Origin of the sequence: Pseudomonas sp. X4 (assembly GCF_040784925.1) — a bacterium.
GTDB lineage: Bacteria > Pseudomonadota > Gammaproteobacteria > Pseudomonadales > Pseudomonadaceae > Aquipseudomonas > Aquipseudomonas putida_Z.
In genome coordinates, this window is sequence record NZ_CP160798.1 from 162,310 (window position 1) to 180,353 (window position 18,044).

12 protein-coding genes are annotated in these 18,044 nt (G+C 64.0%); 7 read left to right on the forward strand and 5 right to left on the reverse strand.

The genetic code is table 11. The annotated features are described in order from the left end of the window. The first annotated feature begins 129 nt into the window (after positions 1 to 129). Positions 130 to 297, forward strand: coding sequence for a DUF6026 family protein (locus ABX298_RS00780; protein ID WP_003258397.1), 168 nt, complete (start codon positions 130 to 132; stop codon positions 295 to 297). Between the two features lie 42 nt (positions 298 to 339). Here ABX298_RS00780 and ABX298_RS00785 read toward each other — a convergent pair whose 3' ends face one another. The 5 genes from ABX298_RS00785 to ABX298_RS00805 form a co-directional block, all read right to left on the reverse strand. Next, positions 340 to 594 carry a PAAR domain-containing protein gene (locus ABX298_RS00785; protein WP_075045662.1) on the reverse strand — a complete coding sequence of 85 codons (255 nt, stop codon included), beginning with the start codon at positions 592 to 594 and terminating at the stop codon, positions 340 to 342. A gap of 54 nt (positions 595 to 648) precedes the next feature. After that, a complete protein-coding gene (locus ABX298_RS00790; protein ID WP_367393932.1) occupies positions 649 to 1,611 on the reverse strand; it encodes a PoNe immunity protein domain-containing protein in 963 nt (320 codons plus the stop codon). Between the two features lie 15 nt (positions 1,612 to 1,626). After that, positions 1,627 to 2,583, reverse strand: a complete 957-nt coding sequence (locus ABX298_RS00795) for a PoNe immunity protein domain-containing protein (protein WP_367393933.1) — start codon at positions 2,581 to 2,583, stop codon at positions 1,627 to 1,629. A gap of 9 nt (positions 2,584 to 2,592) precedes the next feature. Continuing rightward, a complete protein-coding gene (locus ABX298_RS00800) occupies positions 2,593 to 3,885 on the reverse strand; it encodes a hypothetical protein (protein WP_367393934.1) in 1,293 nt (430 codons plus the stop codon). Between the two features lie 107 nt (positions 3,886 to 3,992). Then, on the reverse strand, positions 3,993 to 6,308 hold the full coding sequence (locus ABX298_RS00805; RefSeq protein ID WP_367393935.1) for a type VI secretion system Vgr family protein: 2,316 nt from the start codon (positions 6,306 to 6,308) through the stop codon (positions 3,993 to 3,995). Positions 6,309 to 7,209: 901 nt separating this feature from the next. On the opposite strand from ABX298_RS00805, the gene glgA reads away from it, so the two are divergent. The 6 genes from glgA (at position 7,210) to glgX (ending at position 17,935) form a co-directional block, all read left to right on the forward strand. Further along, positions 7,210 to 8,769, forward strand: coding sequence for a glycogen synthase GlgA (gene glgA, locus ABX298_RS00810; protein WP_075045668.1), 1,560 nt, complete (start codon positions 7,210 to 7,212; stop codon positions 8,767 to 8,769). Between the two features lie 14 nt (positions 8,770 to 8,783). After that, positions 8,784 to 10,526: a malto-oligosyltrehalose trehalohydrolase gene (gene treZ, locus ABX298_RS00815; RefSeq protein WP_367393936.1), complete on the forward strand. Its 1,743-nt coding sequence runs from the start codon at positions 8,784 to 8,786 to the stop codon at positions 10,524 to 10,526. Further along, the gene (malQ, locus tag ABX298_RS00820) at positions 10,523 to 12,592 is read left to right on the forward strand and encodes a 4-alpha-glucanotransferase (protein ID WP_367393937.1); all 2,070 of its coding nucleotides are present in this window, start codon (positions 10,523 to 10,525) and stop codon (positions 12,590 to 12,592) included. Before treZ ends, malQ begins: the two co-directional genes overlap by 4 nt. Further along, on the forward strand, positions 12,589 to 15,363 hold the full coding sequence (locus ABX298_RS00825; protein ID WP_367393938.1) for a malto-oligosyltrehalose synthase: 2,775 nt from the start codon (positions 12,589 to 12,591) through the stop codon (positions 15,361 to 15,363). The genes malQ and ABX298_RS00825 overlap by 4 nt, the downstream gene beginning before the upstream one ends. 14 nt (positions 15,364 to 15,377) lie before the next feature. Continuing rightward, positions 15,378 to 15,626 (forward strand): DUF2934 domain-containing protein, encoded by a 249-nt coding sequence (locus ABX298_RS00830; protein ID WP_061551133.1) that lies wholly within the window; start codon positions 15,378 to 15,380, stop codon positions 15,624 to 15,626. Positions 15,627 to 15,781: 155 nt separating this feature from the next. Further along, positions 15,782 to 17,935 (forward strand): glycogen debranching protein GlgX, encoded by a 2,154-nt coding sequence (gene glgX / locus ABX298_RS00835; protein ID WP_075045673.1) that lies wholly within the window; start codon positions 15,782 to 15,784, stop codon positions 17,933 to 17,935. Positions 17,936 to 18,044: the final 109 nt, after the last annotated feature.

Here is an 18,044-nt window from a genome sequence, read left to right on the forward strand (position 1 = left end):
GGTTCAGCGACGAACGGCGAGACCACGATAAACAAAAAAGTTCCCAAGACTTGCAAAAGAATTCAGAATGCGCCCGCGTGAAGCGTCTACGCTTTAACTTGTCACCAGCCAAAACCGCGAGGTGTGCTCATGGGTACCTTGATGCCTGCAACCCCAACCCAGACCCTCTATGTCTCCGTGCGCCGTGATGAGCTGCGTAAACTGAAGGACGAACGTGACCAGCTGCGCCAGCAGGTCGCCCAACTGAACCTGCTGCTTGCGCAGGCGCGCACAGACGGCAAAGCCGTTACCCTCTGAGTTTGCCCCTCCCCTGTGGGAGCCGAACTGCTCCCACATCGCTCAATCGAGCAGCCAGCTATTATCGCCATTTTCCAAGGTACCGCCATGACTGGTGGCATCGCCGACCCTGGCAAGCGGCTGCCCATCATCCATCAGTGCCGAGCCGCTGGTAATCACCGCCCCACACCCGAGCCTGTCGCCTACCCTGGCGGCTGCCCTGCCGTTGACGAAGAACAGACTGGAGCCGCTGCTGATGCTGGTCGGGCCGCACAATGGGCAGTGGTGAGGGTGACCCAGCAGAACGATGGCAGGCATTGTTGCCACTCCCGAATCATGTGAGGCGCCAGGCACTCATGCCGGCAGCGCCAATCAGAACGTTCTCGACAGCCGCCAGTGCACGACCTGGCCATCGATCTCAGGGAAAGGTACCTGGTGCATGAACACCTGCTCGCCCACCATGCGCTCGACGCAGACGTAGTACCCGGGCCATGGGCAAGGCGTGCCGGAAGGCCAGCCTGGGGCATCCTCGCGCCTGGCGGTTTCCGGGTCGCGGAACTGCTTGCCCAGGCGTCGGTAATGCGCCCTTTCGACGAGCGCCTGCGGGTAAAAGCGGGGAGCGCTTTCCAGGGCATCACCCTGCACAGACCATAAAAACGCCACCAGTGCCGCCTCGAAGGCCCAATAACCCAAGTGGTCACTCCGTGCCCGGATGTGGCGCTCGTGCCAGTAGCAACCGTGCGCATTGGCGTACCACTGCCCGAGATAGTGCATGAGCGCGTCATGCTGCGCGGGGCCTTTCAGGTCGAGGCTCTCCAACAAGGCGCCGTAAGGTTCGGGGTGAAGCAATGAGGTGCCTGGGTAGGCCTTGCCCAGCCGCTGGAACAGGCGATGCAGCAGCAGGTCGGGGCTGCGCTCGTCGTCCTGGTTCAGCCAGCCCAGTACCTGGTCGACACGCTCGGGGTAACCGCACAGCACCGCCAGTGACAACAGCCACAAGGCAAGCCGGTATTCATCCGACACCCAGGGGCGCAACTGCTCGCTGGTTGCCGGGTACGCCGAAAAATGCCGGGCGAACTGGGCAAACGCATAGTCTACATAGGCCTCCACCAGTTCCATCGGCTCGCCACCGGAATACCGCTGCACTGCCAGCTCCAGTGCCATGTGTGTCCAGTCGCGGCTAAGGCCACGGTAGTGATGCCTGTGCTCGGCTGGCCCGATCAGCAATGCCTGGGCGTCAGGGTCGGCGAATTCCTGCTCTTTTTCACGCGTCGAAGCCAGGTAATGCTGCTCGACCATCCACGGGTCGCGCTTGATGCTGTCGAACTGGCCCATCGGCCCTCCCGCACGCTATAAGCCTTTCACGAAGCGCCAAACCAGAGAGCGCCCATTTTCACTCGGCATCTCTACACCTTGCATGAATGTCTGGGGCCCCACCGCCCATTCATCGCATACCCACACCCCCGTGCGCGGGCAAATTTCGCCCGACCTGGCAAGCGCATCCGAATACGGCGCGCTTTGCAGTTGTTCAGGGAAGCTTTTGATAACTTGACGCTTGCGAGCATCGTCTACCAAATCCTTCGGGTAGAAAGGAAGATCTCTATAGGACGTATCGTCGACGCCCCACAACACAGTGACCAATCCTGCCTCAAAGGCCCAATAGCCAAAGAAACCCGCATCGCTTCGTGCCTTGTGCCGGTCATGCCAATAACAGTTGCGCATGCCGCGATACCACTGCTTCAGGTAACTACGCACTGCCTGTTGCTGCTCATCCTTCTCGGTAGTTACGGCATTGAGCAATTCATGATAGGGGCGCTCATGAATCAACGTACTTCCAGGGATCGTCACCCCCACACGGGAAAACAGTTGCCGCAACAGGATGTCCTCACCGTCATCTGGGGCTTCACTCAAAAAACCTGCGATTTGCCTGATGCGCCCGGGCTTGTTGAACAGCACTGCAAACGATAGAAGCCAGAGTGTGTACTGATAGGCATCAGGCTCCCACAGCTTCAAGCTGAAAGCCGGATAAGCTTGCTTGTGACGTTGAAACTGGGAAAACATGTGATCCGCGTAAAACTCAAGCGCTTCAACGGGCTCTCCCCCCGAATAAAGTGCTACTAGTAACTCCAGAGATTCAAAGCACCAATCCCAACTCAACCCTTCAACATTTACGAAATCTGGGCGTTCCAACGCTAGAAACTCTTCAGCCTTTAGCTCCACATAGTATTTCTTCCAAAAATCAACAGAGTCTAGATAGGCTGCCTCTTGCAGCAAAGGCTCACGTTTGATCTCATCAAATTTCTTCATTTTCACACCCTACTGAATTACATCACCTATAGATCTCGCATGCCCATCAAGCTTGACTATCTGGCATACAGCACCCTTCTCATCTACGGTTATCAGCCAACGCTCATATCCAGCCGAGCGAATATTCATTGCCTGTTCTTTCCCCAAACTTTCGGAAAGCCTTGGACGAATCCACGCATCACTCATCTGCCTGGCACTCGGAAAACCCTTACTCCCCTTTGTAACCGGCAAACTACCCGGCGAAAACGCGCCCCCCGTTCGATACTTGGTCTCGGTAATGATGAACGGCGGCGGTGGATGGGCATTACGATAGACGCCATCCATCCCGCGCCCGGTGGGTTTCATTTGCAGGCTGCGAGGCCCACGAGCGGCCGACAGCAGGTTCTCATGGCCTTTGCCGAGCATGTACTGATCACTGACCACCTCCCCATAAATGCCCTTCTGCGCCCGGGTCGCCGTGGAATGATCGAACACGTGCACATTGGCGCCATGCGTGGCAGCTGCCGCAGAGGTGGGCACTGGCGGGCCGAGCGCACCTTCGGGGCGCTCGAGGTAACGCGGACGCATGCCAATGCCAGAAGTCACCCGCCCACCACTCATCGCCATGGGCACCGGCTTAGGCGCATGCACCCCGGCCTGCGCAACCTGCGCGGGCAGATCGCTGGCCTGTTCCAGCACCTTGGCCAGCCTGGCGTCGAGGTGCATCAACGCCCGTGGGATTTCCCGCACTGCATGCACCTGCACCGCGTAGAACTGGGCTTCCATGGCCTGCAGCCGCACCAACAGGTGCGCGGCCGCCCGGTTGAAGGGCCAGTTGCCCAGGTAGCTGCGAAGCTTTGCCGTTGCCGCGATGACCTTGGTCAAGAACTGGTTCAGATAGGCCAGCAAATCCTTTTCATAGCTCGTGAACCTGACCTGGCGCAGCCAGAACTCCACGCTGCCGCGGGTGAACTTGCCAAGAAACGCAACCACGGTCCGCAAGATGATCTGGCTTTCACGAATAAGCAGCAGGCACAAACCTCGCAGAAACGCTGCCGCTTCCTGGCCGACCAATGCACCTGCCACCGAGCCCACGGGGGTACCCACCGCCCCCACCACGGCACCGATGATCGGCGCGATCAAGGTAAGCAGGCAGGCAACCAGCAGCACCCACTCCTGCCACTGTGGCGGCTGCGCCGTTGCCTGGCTGTCATCCGCCGTGTAGCGCTTGCCCAAGCGCAGGCACACTGCGGCCAGGTCACGGGCGCTGAGCACGATCACCACCCCAGGCACCAACGACAACAGCATGTCGGCAATGACCACGCTCAGTGGCCGTTCCTCGGCAAACTCGCCCAGCACCAGGTCACGCAGCCAGCCAAAGCCGCCTGCCACCCTTTCCACCGCTTCATCCAGCCAGTCAGCAGCGGAGTTCATGACTGGCCACCTGCCGAGGTGCAGCCGGCAAGCAATGCCTGCAAGTCAGCATCCGGCTCGGTTGCGGTCGTCAGCTGCAGCGAGCCTTGGCCAACCTCGTAGCGCACCTGGGCGCTGCAACCGGGGGTAACGCCAGCCAGGCGGGCATAGCCGTTCTGGTCGACCATACCCTGGCGCTGGGTGCCATCGGACAACGTCGCCACGTAGGCCGTGCCCGCAATCGGCGTACCGTCGGCATGCACCAGGCGAAACTCGATTTCCTCCTGCGACGGTGCAGGCGGCTCACCGTAACGTGCAGGCGCCTTTACCTGGGCGATGGCATGCAACAGCAGAGGCTCGGGGCAACCGATTTCGATGCGGCCATCACCCAGTTTGATGAAGGCCCCGCCGCAACTCAGGGTCAGCGACGTTCGGCTATCGATGTGCACATGGCCGTGATGGCTGGTGATCGACACATCGTCATTGGCATCGACCCGCAGTTGCCCGCCGACCTGCACACGCTTGTCCTGCGTGACCTGCTCGCTGGCCTCGAGGCCAACCATCACGCTCAACGCCCCGCCAACGGCCAACGACTTGCCCAGGCCTATGCTTTCGACTTTGCCAAGGGCGACCGTTTCGCTCTTGCTGGCGCCGACCTTGACACTGCGGTTGCCACCTATGTGCACCACTTCGTCATGCTCGACGCGCTCGCTACGGTCATTGCCGATGAGCGTGGTTTCGTTGTGTTTCACGACGTTGTTCTGGTCGCGCTCGGCATGAATGAATACTTCCTGGTGCCCCAGTTCGTCCTCGAAGCGCAACTCGTTGAAGCCATCGCCTTTATGGGTCTGGCTCTTGATGGTCATGCGGGTCTTGTGTTCGGGCAGGTCGTAAGGCGGCAGCTGGTCACCGCAGTAGGTGCGCCCGGTGATCATCGGCTGGTCAGGGTCGCCATTGACGTAGTGAACAATCACATCCTGGCCAATACGTGGAATGGCCATCGAACCCCAACTGCCACCGGCCCAGCCTTGCGACACCCGCACCCAGCAGGAACTGAATTCGTTGTTGCTGCTTTCACGGTCCCAGGGGAAGCTGACCTTGACCCGCCCCCACTGGTCGCAAAAAATCTCTTCGCCCGGCGGGCCGACCACGGTGGCCATGTGCGGGCCATCGATGCGCGGCTTGGCCAAGGGTGCCGGGCGCCATTCGGCCATGCCTTGCACCAGCAGCGCATCGTTCACATAGCGGGTACCTTGTTCGGCGCCGGCGGCTTCTTCCTGCAGGCTGGTGAACTGCGTACCTTCGTGGCACAGGCTGATCACGCGCCAGTGCACATTGAGGTCTTCGCGCGGGTGGCCGACGAGGGTGAAGCTCAGGCCTGGCTGCAGGCGCACGTCATCGCCTTGTACTTTGGCCAGGCGGGCGTCATGGCGCAGGGCCGTCAGCCGCGTTTCAGTGAAGGGCTTGCCGACCGCATCGCGCTTGTAGCGGCCCGGGTAATCAAAAAACTCGTAGTCCAGCGACTGGTGCGTGATTCCGCTGGCCTGAGCCTTGTGCTCCTGGCGATAGGCCGGGTTGGTGAAGGTGTAGTCGCGCTGCACCTGCTGCGCAGTACGCACCTGCTCGCAGTAGCGCAAACGCCGCAGGCAAGCACGGGCCTGGTCGCCACCGCTACTGGCGTGGTACAGCACCTTGTCGGGGCCGAGATCATCTTCATCCAGCCAAAGCGCCTCATCATCTACGGGCTTTAGCGTGCCCCGGCTGAGCAACCCAAGCGATAGCAGGCGATCGGTAACGATCAGCGTGTGGTGCCTGGCGCAGTGTGCAAAGCGGTAGACGAAGCCCTCTTCAGCGGCAAGGCGATGGATGAAGTCAAGGTCGGTTTCCCCCGCTTGGACACAAAACTCACGCACCTGGTGATCGGCGCTGCTATTGAGCTCAAACCGGGCAATGCCCTGACGCTTGAACATCAGTTCAAGAATCTGCGGCACGGTTTTCTGCTGGAAGATGCGCCAGTTCGAACGCAAGCGGGCACGGGCCAGTTGCGGCTCGACCACAGCGTGGTAGCGCGTGCGACAGAAGCCGGTTTCACCTTGGCTGAAGGCACTGACCAAGCCATGCACATGACGCAGTGGCCGGTCTGCGCAATAAAGGGTGAATAGCGCAGGCTTGTCGAGCACCTGGCCGAAGTCGACATCACTGTCGTAGCTGACAAGTTCAAGGCTCAGCACAAATGGCTGGCTGATAGCTTCTTCCAGCTTGAATGAAACCACTTCGAACTCCGTGCGCCCGGCGAGCGCCTGAAATCCGAAACGAAAGTCCGACTGTTTCATGAGTTGCTCTACCCGCCATCATGTTTACCGGCGAAAAAACAACCACATCCTGGCTTTCTTCAAGATGAGTACGTCGAATGAAAATTGCCCGTCGCCAACGTTCAAGCCGGCTAGATCCGTGGCATTGGCGGACTTGACCGATGACGACAGTGAGGATGAGGCAGTGACTGAAGAGCAACTTAAACCGTACCGCCCCGCCATGACAGGAACGATGGGTTTCATGCATTGACGATTTCGTAGGAGATTTCCTAAAGCATCAACTTACAAACTTTTTCGCGCGCAAGTCCGCTCACTGAAACACCAGAAATTCAAGCCAGGAAAATAATAAATATAGTTACTGAAAAGTTCGCGAAACAGCCCCTTTCATTCATCCTGAAATCACTTGGATTCCGAAATGCACCATTCTGTTGGAGGGCGATGACCTTGGCACTCCTCAAGCGCACCAAAAAGGTGCATGACTGGCAGGAATTGGGGCATGCCGTCTGCCCCCCCATCCACCGCTCCAGCCCCTGCATTCACATCCGGTCACAACCGCCAACGTTTGCGTCTACTCCGCGGCGTGACAATAGTGACCAGCGGGTCACCTTTTTATCTCTTTCTCTCCTACACTCGGGTTTCGGCCCGCCATTTGCTCAACGGAAGAGTGACGAAAAAAAGTCGAACTTTCCGGAACGCGGGCAGGTCAGGAACTAAGTAGGCCAAACGCAAAGGGACTTCCCAGCATCGGCCCACACACCCCAACCAGCGCAATCGCCTTCGGCCGGAATGCCGATCGCGCCGTGCCTGCGCGCACGACCCTGGGGCATGGAACGCACTACGCAGAATCCAGAATCAGAGAGAACCAACACGAAACATCGCCACGGGTGCCAGCACCCGGCCAAGCATAGGGACGGAGAGAAGTATGATCAGTGCCGCTGTCGAGCCTCACGTAGATTCATTCAACCCGGACAACCGCGAACCGCTCACCCCGGACTTCGCCACGACAGGCAAGGCACCCGGCGCCCAGCGCCAGCACAACCGCAACAAGCGCAAGATTTTGTTCGTGACCTCGGAAATCGCCGACCTGGTGAAAACCGGTGGCCTGGGCGACGTGTCTGCAGCCCTGCCCCGTGCCCTGGCGCACCTGCACGATGTGCGGGTGCTGATCCCCGGCTACCGCCAGGTGATGGAAAGCGACAACCCCATCCACATCGTCGGTGAACTGGGTGGCCACGCCGCCCTGCCGCCGTGCAAGATCGGGCGCATGGACATGGCCGACGGCCTGGTCATCTATGTGCTGATCTGCCCCGAACTGTACCAGCGCGACGGCACCCCCTATGGCGCCAACAACGGCCGCGACTGGCCCGACAACCACATCCGCTTCGCCCGCCTGGGCCTGGCCGCCGCCGAAATCGCCGCCGGCGAAGGCAGGATCCACTGGAAGCCCGAAGTGGTGCACGCCCACGACTGGCCCGCCGGCCTGGCTCCGGCCTACATGCACTGGCGCGGGCTGAGTACGCCAACCCTGTTCACCATCCACAACCTGGCCTACCAGGGCGTGTACAGCCGCGGTTGCAGCCCGGAACTGGCAATCCCCGAGCACGCCATGCAACAGGAAGGCATGGAGTTCTACGGCAAGCTGTCGTTCCTCAAGGCCGGCCTGGCCTACGCCAGCCACATCACCACGGTCAGCGCCACCTATGCCCGGGAAATCACCACCCCGGAGTTCGGCTGCGGCCTGGACGGCTTCCTCGCCAGCAAGGCCCAGCAAGGCCTGCTCGGCGGCATTCCCAATGGCATTGACGAAAGCTGGGACTCGGCCACCGACAAGCACCTGCAGCACAACTTCAGCATCAACGACTGGGAAGGCAAGGCGCGCAATGCCCAGGAAGTGCGCGAGCTGTTCAAACTGCAGCCCTCCGAAGGCCCGCTGTTCGCCGTGGTTTCGCGCCTGGTCTACCAGAAAGGCCTGGACCTGACCCTGGGTGTGGCCGACTACATCGTCGAGCAAGGCGGGCAGATCGCGATCATCGGCCGTGGCGAGCCGGAAGAAGAGCAGGCCATGCGCGAACTGGCACTACGCCACCCGGGCCGTATCGGCGTACGCATCGGCTTCAACGAGACCGATGCCCGGCGCATGTTCGCCGGCAGCGACTTCCTGCTGATGCCATCACGCTACGAGCCATGCGGCCTCAGCCAGATGTACGCGCAGCGTTTCGGCTCGCTGCCGGTGGCGCGCAACACTGGCGGCCTGGCCGACACCATCGAGTGCGGCGTCACCGGTTTCCTGTTCAACGAGTCCACCGTCGAGAGCTATCGCCAGGCACTCAGCCGCGCCTTCTATGTATACGGCAAGAAGGACCTGTTGAACGCCATGCGCTGCCTGTCGATGACCCAACCGTTCAACTGGTGCCAGGCCGTGGAACCCTACGCACGCCTGTACGAAGACCTGGTCAAGCAGGCACAGCACAGCCACTACTGAACGGGGAATCGAAGATGCACAGACATGGCGCACACCTGCTGGACGCCACGTCGGCGCGCTTCGCCCTCTGGGCCCCGGATGCGCGCAGCGTGAGCGTGGAACTGGAGCAGCAGCCGGCCATCGAGCTGTTGCCCGACGATGATGGCTGGTTCACCGGCGTGGCCCCGTGCCAGGCCGGTGACCGTTACCACTACCGTATCGATGGTGCACTGCAGGTGGCCGACCCGGCCTCGCGCTACCAGCCCGATGGCGTGCAGGGGCCGAGCCAGGTGGTGGATGTGGCCAGCTATGCCTGGCAACACCCCTGGCAAGGCCGGCCCTGGCACGAAGCGGTCATCCAGGAGCTGCATGTCGGCCTGCTCGACGGCTACGCCGGGGTCGCCCGGCAACTGCCGCGCCTGGCCGAACTGGGCATCAGCGCCGTCGAGCTGATGCCGCTGGGGCAGTTCCCTGGCGAGCGCAACTGGGGTTACGACGGCGTGCTGCCCTATGCGCCGCAAAACACCTATGGCAGCCCCGAGCAGCTGTGTGCGCTGGTCGACCAGGCACATGGCCACGGGCTGATGCTGCTGGTCGATGTGGTGTACAACCATTTCGGCCCCGACGGCAATTACCTGCACCAGTACGCCAGCCCGTTCTTCCGCGAAGACCGGCAGACCCCCTGGGGCGCAGCCATCGACTTCCGTCGCCCGCAGGTGCGCGAGTACTTCATCCAGAACGCCCTGATGTGGTTGAGCGACTACCGCTTTGATGGCCTGCGCCTGGATGCCGTGCACGCCATCGACCAGCCCGACTTCCTGGTCGAGCTGGCGCAAAGGGTACGTGCTGCGGTGGAACCCGGCCGCCACGTATGGCTGGTACTGGAGAACGAGCACAACCAGGCTTTCCTGCTGGAGCAAGGCTTCGACGCCCAGTGGAACGACGACGGCCACAATGCCCTGCATGTGCTGCTCACCGGCGAAACCGAAGGCTACTACGCCGACTACCAGCAGCGCCCCATCGACCAGCTGGCCCGCTGCCTTGCCGAAGGTTTCGTGTTCCAGGGCCAGGCCAACCGCCATGGCACGCCCCGCGGCGAGCCCAGCGCGCACTTGCCACCCAGCGCCTTCGTGCTGTTTCTGCAGAACCATGACCAGGTCGGCAACCGTGCCCTGGGCGAGCGCCTGACCCGCCTGTGCCCACCGCAGGCGCTGCGGGCGGCCACCGGGCTGTTGCTGCTGGCACCGATGATCCCGCTGCTGTTCATGGGCGATGACGATGGCAGCTGCCGGCCGTTCCTTTTCTTCACCGACTTCCATGACCAGCTGGCCGACGCCGTGCGCGAAGGCCGGCGCGGCGAGTTCGCCCATTTCGCCGCCTTCGCCGACCCCGAGCAACGCCAAAGCATCCCCGACCCCAACGCCGAACAGACCTTCGAGGCCTCCCGCCCGCAAGGCAAGGAAGTGATCGCCGGCTGGCACGGCCTGTACCAGCACCTGCTCGAACTGCGCCACCGCCATGTGATCCCGCACCTGCCCGGCAGCCGCGCGCTGGGCGCCGAAGTACACGGCGACAAGGCCCTGACCGCACGCTGGTGCCTGGGCAATGGCACCACCCTGCGCATCGACCTGAACCTGGCCGCCACCCCGCAGGGAGTCGAGTTGCCCGCGCCGGCCAACCGCCTGTTCGACAGCAGCGACACCCGGCACCCCGATACCCACCTGGCCGCCTACAGCTGCGTGGTCAGCCTGCTTCCCCCTGCCCTGGAGCGCCCATGAGCGAAACCGCCCTGCACCGCCTGGCGACCCGCGTCGGGCTGAGCCGCGACTGGATCGACGCCAATGCCCGGCCCCAGCGTGTCAGCGACGAGGTACTGCGCAACATCCTTGAAGGCCTTGGCCACCCGGCCAGCGATGACGCCGCCATTGCCGCCAGCCTGCGCGCCGTGGACGCTGCCGAAGACAGTGAGCACCTGCCGCCGCTGCTGACCGCCGACCTCGGCCAGCCACTGGCACTGGCGCGCTACTTCAGCGCCGCCAGCGTCGCGCACTGCACCCTGGAGGACCACAGCGCCCTCACCCTCAGCCTTGACGACCAGGCCCGCCTGCCCGGTGCGCTGCCCATTGGCTACCACCAGGTGGAAATCGACAGCCGCCGCTTCACCGTGGCCGTGGCCCCGCCACGCTGCCACAGCCTTGAAGACCGCGTGCAGCAGCCTCCACCGCGCTGCTGGGGCCTGGCGGTGCAGTTGTACAGCTTGCGCCGCCCCGGCGATGGCGGCTACGGCGACTGCCTGGCCCTGGAACAACTGGCCCGCGCGGCCGCCGAGCGCGGTGCCGATGCCTTGGCCATCAGCCCGATCCACGCCCTGTCGGCCATAGACCAGACGCACTACAGCCCCTACTCGCCCTCCAGCCGCCTGTTGCTCAATACCTTGTACGCCAGCCCTGCCGCGCTGCTGGGCGAGCGGGAGGTGCGCGTGGCCATCGAAGCCTGCGGCCTGGAGCAACAGCTGGAAGACCTGGAGCAAGGCCCGCTGGTTGACTGGCCGCGTGCCGCCAGCGCCCGCCTGCGCCTGCTCGAAGCCCTGTACCAGGGCTTCAGCCAGGGCGACCACCCGCTGCGCAAGGATTTCGACAGCTTCCGCGAAGCCGGTGGCCAGGCCCTGGAGCACCATTGCCGCTTCGAGGTGCTGCAGGCCCAGGCCGTGGAGCATGGCCTGGGTGCCGACTGGCGCCACTGGCCCAAGGCCTGGCACGACCCGTACCACCCGGAAGTGGAGGCCTTCGCCAATGCCTACCCGGCCAAGGTCGAGTTCCATGCCTTTTGCCAATGGCTGACCGAACGGGGCCTGCAACGCGCCCAGGAAGCAGCGCGCGGCAACGGCATGGCGGTCGGCCTGATCGCTGACCTGGCGGTGGGCGCCGACGGTGCCGGCAGCCAGGCCTGGAGCCGCCAGGACGAGCTGCTGGCAGGCCTGAAGGTAGGCGCACCGCCCGACATCCTCAACCGTGCTGGCCAGGACTGGGGCATCTGTGCCTTCTCGCCCGAAGGCCTCAAGCGCAACGGCTACCGCGCTTTCATCGAAATGCTGCGGGCCAACCTCGCCCACGCCGGCGGCCTGCGCATTGACCATGTCATGGGCCTGCGTCGGTTGTGGCTGATTCCGCAGGGAGCCAAGCCAAGCGAAGGCGCCTACCTCGACTACCCGCTGGACGACCTGCTGCGCCTGCTGGCGCTGGAGTCGGTGCGCCACCAGGCAATCATCCTCGGCGAAGACCTGGGCACCGTGCCGGACGGCCTGCGTGAGCAACTGGCGGCCAAGGCCGTGCTGGGCATGCGCGTGCTGCCCTTCGAGCAGACCCAGCCCGGCCATTTCAAGCCGATTCTCGACTGGCCGGACAACGCCCTGGCCACCACCGGCACCCACGACCTGGCGCCGCTGGCCGGCTGGCTGGAAAACCGCGACATCGACTGGAGCCACCGCCTGCAACTGATCGATGCTGCCACCGAACTGCACTGGCGCCACGAGCGGCAAAAGGAGCACGACGGCCTGCGCCGCACCCTGGAGGCCAACTACGGCACGCTGCCGGACAACGACGCGCTGATCGACGCCGCCATCCGCTACGTTGGCCACACCCGCGCACCGCTGGTGCTGGTACCGCTTGAAGACCTGCTGGGTTGCGACGAGCAACCCAACCTGCCGGGCACCACCTCCGGCCACCCCAACTGGCGCCGACGCTTCGCCCGGCCGGTACGTGAACTGCTCGACGACGAAGACGCCGCACGGCGCCTGGAACTGCTGGCCCAGGCCCGCGAACAAGCCTGGGAGCGTGACCGATGAAAGCGCTGACCTCGACCCTGCGCCTGCAGTTTCACAGTGATTTCACCCTCGATCACGCCGTGCCGCTGGTGCCGTACTTCGCCCAGTTGGGTATCAGCCACCTGTATGCCTCGCCCATCCTCAAGGCCCGCGCCGGTTCGCGCCACGGCTACGACGTGGTCGACCCGACCTGCGTCAACCCCGAGCTGGGCGGCGAAGCGGCGCTGCAACGGCTGGTCGCCACCCTGCGCCAGCACGGCATGGGGCTGATCCTCGACACGGTGTCCAACCACATGGCCGTGGGCGGTGCCGACAACCCCTGGTGGCAGAGCCTGCTGGCCTGGGGCCGGCGCAGCCCCTATGCAGAATTCTTCGACATCCAGTGGCACTCCAGCGACCCACTGCTGGCCGGTCAGCTGCTGCTGCCGTTCCTCGCCAGCGACTATGGCGTGGCGCTGAAAAATGGCGAGATACCGCTTGAGTTCGACAAGCACCATGGGCTGCTGCAGGTCGCCCATTACCAACACCGCTTCCCGATCTGCCCGGTCGACTATGGCTGGATTCTCGCCCTCAGTCCGGAGCCGGCGCTCAAGGCCCTGGCGGAACGCTTCACCGCGTTGAACGCATCGGCCACGCCGCTGACCGACGCCCTGCCCCTGCAAGCCGAACTGGCGCGCCTGGCAGGCGAAGGCGCCGACCTCGAATCGGCCCTGGTGGCGTTCGACAGCCGTAGCGAGAATGGCTTCAAGCGCCTGCACCTGCTGCTGGAGCGCCAGACCTACCGCCTGGCCAGCTGGCGTACCGCCGCCGACGACATCAACTGGCGGCGCTTCTTCGACATCAACGAGCTGGGCGGCCTGCGGGTGGAACGCGCGGTGGTGTTCGAGGCCACCCACGCCAAGCTGTTCGAACTGATCGAGCGCGGCCTGGTGGACGGCCTGCGCATCGACCATATCGACGGCCTGGCCGACCCGCGCGGTTACTGCCGCAAGCTGCGCCGGCGGGTCGATGGCCTGCTGGCACGGCGGCCGTTGAACGCCGCCCTGGAGCATTTCCCGATCTACGTGGAGAAGATCCTCGGCGCCAACGAGCACCTGCACCGCGACTGGCTTACCGACGGCACTACCGGCTATGAATTCATGAACCAGGTTTCGCTGCTGCAGCACGACCCGGCGGGCGAAGCAGCGCTGACCGAGCTGTGGGCCAGTGTGAGCGAACGCCCCGACTTCCCCGAAGAAGTGCGTCAGGCCCGCCACCTGGTGCTCAATGCCAGCCTGGCCGGCGACTGCGAGTCGGTGGCCCAGGCGCTGTTGCAGGTGGCGCGCAACGACCTGATGACCCGCGACCTGACCCTGGGCGCGATCCGCCGTGCCTTGCAGGCGCTGGTGGCGCATTACCCGGTGTACCGCACCTACTTCAATGCCTGCGGGCGCCCGGCAGAAGACGAAGGGTTTTTCCAGCAGGCCCTGGCCAATGCCCGGCAGGACCTGGGCGAAGCCGACTGGCCGCTGCTCGAGCACCTGCAACAATGGCTGGGCGGGCAAGCCTGGCGCCGCCTGCCAGCAGGCCGGGCACGCAAGCAGCTGCGCCACGCCTGCGTGCGCTTCCAGCAACTGACCGCGCCCAGTGCCGCCAAGGCCGTGGAAGATACCGCGTTCTACCGCAGCGCCCGGCTGCTGTCGCGCAACGATGTGGGCTTCGACGCCGAGCGTTTCAGCGCCCCGCTCGAGCACTTCCACAACGAGGCCCAGCGGCGCCTGCGTGACTTCCCCGACAACCTGCTGGCCAGCGCCACCCATGACCACAAGCGCGGCGAAGACACCCGTGCGCGCCTGGCCGTGCTCAGCGAGCGCGGCCCGTGGCTGGCCAGCCGCATGGAACACTGGCGCGAACTGGCCACGCCGTTGCGCACGCAACTGGATGACGGCCCGGCGCCCAGCCCCGGCGACGAGCTGATGCTGTTGCAGACCTTGCTGGGCAGTTGGCCGCTGGACCTCGACCTGCACGATGACAACGCCCTGCACCAGTACGCCGAACGCATCCGCCAGTGGCAGCAGAAGGCCCTGCGCGAGGCCAAGCTGCGCAGCAGCTGGAGCGCGCCGAACGAAGCATATGAAAACGCCTGTGCCGGCTACATCGACGGCCTGCTGCTGGACGGCGAGAACCAGCAGCTGCGCAAATCGCTGGCCGATGCCGCCCATCTGCTGGCCTGCCCCGGTGCCCTCAACGGCCTGGTCCAGGCCCTGCTGCGCATGACCACGCCGGGCGTGCCGGACCTGTACCAGGGCAACGAATACTGGGATTTCAGCCTGGTCGACCCGGATAACCGCCGCGCCGTGGACTACGCTTGCCGGCGTCGCACCCTGGACGATGCAACGCCGGTAGCCGAGCTGCTGGAACACTGGCGCGACGGCCGCCTCAAGCAGGCGCTGATCGCCCGGGTGCTGGACTGCCGCCAGGCCCATGCCGAGCTGTTCCGCCGTGGCGCCTACCTGCCGCTGACCGTGCATGGCCGGCATGCCGACAAGGTGGTGGCGTTCGCCCGCCTTGGCGAAGGCGAACGGGCCGTCATCATCGCGCCACGCCTGGCCAGTACCCTGCTGGCAGGTGCATCGATACCCCTGATCCCGGCACAGAACTGGGACGACACCCGGGTAAGCCTGCCGTTTGCCTTGTCGCCTGCCAACTCGACGGGACTTTTCCCCAGTGCTGCGGTCAGCTCTTCCAAGGAGCTGATGTTGAGCGCCGTGCTGGCGGAGTTTCCGGTCAACCTGCTGATACAACAATCTTGAGCATCAGGAGCGTCATGATGAGTGTTGATGAAAAGCGTATCCGCGAATTTGCCTACCAGATCTGGGAGTCCGAGGGTAAGCCCGCCGGCCAGGAGGATCGCCATTGGGACATGGCGCGCAAGCTGGCCGAAGCCGAGGCGCTGGCACCCAAGGCGGCGCCGCGCAAGCGGGCGCCGGCCAAGCCTAAGGTAGCCGCTGAGCCGGTTGAGAAGGCCGTGGCTGTGAAGAAACCCCGGGCGGTGAAAAAGCCGGCTGCCGGTTGAGCCTGTACCGGCCTCTTCGCGGGTAAACCCGCTCCCACAGGGATAGCGCCAGGCCTGAGGATGACGGTGTACCTGTGGGAGCGGGTTCACCCGCGAAGAGGCCGGTACAGGCCTACGCAGCTCCCTCCCTTCACCACGGCCACTAGAGGACCGCCATGAGCCCCCGCACACCGAAGAAAACCCGCTCGGTCGCCCCGTCGCGTATCCGCGAAGGCCTGCCCTTCCCCCTCGGCGCCACCTGGGATGGCCTTGGGGTCAACTTTGCCCTGTTCTCGGCCAACGCCACCAAGGTCGAGCTGTGCCTGTTCGACTCCACCGGCGAGCACGAAATCGAACGCATCGAGCTACCCGAGTACACCGACGAGATCTACCACGGCTACCTGCCCGACGCGCACCCGGGGCTGGTCTACGGCTACCGCGTGCACGGCCCGTACGAGCCGGAGAACGGCCACCGCTTCAACCCCAACAAACTGCTGATCGACCCGTATGCCAAGCAACTGGTCGGCAGCCTGCAATGGTCCGAAGCACTGTTCGGCTACACCATCGGCCACCCCGATGGCGACCTGTCGTTCGACGAGCGCGACAGCGCGCCGTTCGTGCCCAAGTGCAAGGTGATCGACCCTGCCTTCACCTGGGGCCGCGACCAGCGCGTGCTGATCCCCTGGGAGCGCACGATCATCTACGAGGCCCACACCCGTGGCATCAGCATGCGCCACCCGGCGGTGCCGGAAGAACTGCGCGGCACCTTCGCCGGCCTGGCCAATGACGAGTTGCTCAAGCACATCAAGGAGCTGGGCGTTTCCAGCATCGAGCTGCTGCCGATTCACGCCTTCGTCAATGACCAGCACCTGCTGGACAAGGGCCTGAACAACTACTGGGGCTACAACAGCATCGCCTTCTTTGCCCCCCACCCGCGCTACCTGGCCAGCGGCAAGATCGCCGAATTCAAGGAGATGGTCGCGCACCTGCACGACGCCGGGCTGGAGGTGATCCTCGATGTGGTCTACAACCACACCGCCGAAGGCAACGAGCGCGGCCCAACGCTGTCGATGCGCGGTATCGACAACGCCTCCTACTACCGCCTGATGCCGGACGACAAGCGTTACTACATCAACGATTCCGGCACCGGCAACACCCTGGACCTGAGCCACCCCTGCGTGCTGCAGCTGGTCACCGACTCGCTGCGCTACTGGGCCGGCGAAATGCACGTGGACGGCTTTCGCTTCGACCTGGCGACCATCCTTGGCCGCTACCACGACGGCTACAGCGAACGCCACGGCTTTCTCGTCGCCTGCCGCCAGGACCCGATGCTGAGCCAGGTGAAGCTGATTGCCGAGCCCTGGGACTGCGGGCCGGGCGGCTACCAGGTGGGCAACTTCGCCCCGGGCTGGGCAGAGTGGAACGACCGCTTCCGCGACACCGTGCGCGCCTTCTGGAAAGGCGACGAAGGCCAACTGGCCGACTTTGCCTCGCGCATGACCGCGTCGGGGGACATGTTCAACAACCGTGGCCGGCGCCCCTATGCCTCGGTCAACTTCGTCACCGCCCACGACGGTTTCACCTTGCGCGACCTGGTGTCGTACAACCACAAGCACAACGAAGACAACGACGAGAACAACCAGGACGGCACCGATAACAACCTGTCGTGGAACTGCGGTGTCGAGGGGCCAACCGACGACCCGGCCGTGAATGCCCTGCGCATGCGCCAGATGCGCAACTATTTCGCAACCCTGCTGCTGGCCCAGGGCACGCCGATGATCGTCGCTGGTGACGAGTTCAGCCGCACCCAGCACGGCAACAACAATGCCTATTGCCAGGACAGCGAGATCGGCTGGGTGAACTGGGACCTGGACCAGGAGGGCGAAGAGCTGCTGGCCTTCGTCAAGCGCCTGACCCGCCTGCGCCTGGCCTACCCGGTACTGCGCCGCTCGCGCTTTCTGGTGGGCGACTACAATGAGGCGATCGGCGTCAAGGACGTGACCTGGCTGGCACCGGATGGCAACGAGATGAGCGTGGAGCAATGGGAAGACCCGCACGGGCGTTGCCTGGGCATGCTGATCGATGGCCGTGCCCAGGTCAGCGGCATTGCCAGGCCAGGCGCCGAGGCCACCGTGTTGCTGATCGTCAATGCCCACCACGACATCGTACCGTTCGAGTTGCCGACCGTGCCCGAGGGGGATTACTGGAGCTGCCTGGTCGATACCGACCGGCCAGAGCTGCGCAAGGGGCAGCATCTGCAGTTCGACAGCACCTTTGAGGTGAAGGGGCGATCGTTGCTGCTGATGGTGTTGCAGCGCGATGAGGAGTGAACCCCGGGGGACCCTCGTCGGTCCCATTGTGTATCGGTTGCCTGTACTGGCCTCATCGCCGGCAAGCCAGCTCCCACAGGTAATCCGCTGGCCGACGGGCCTGCGCGTT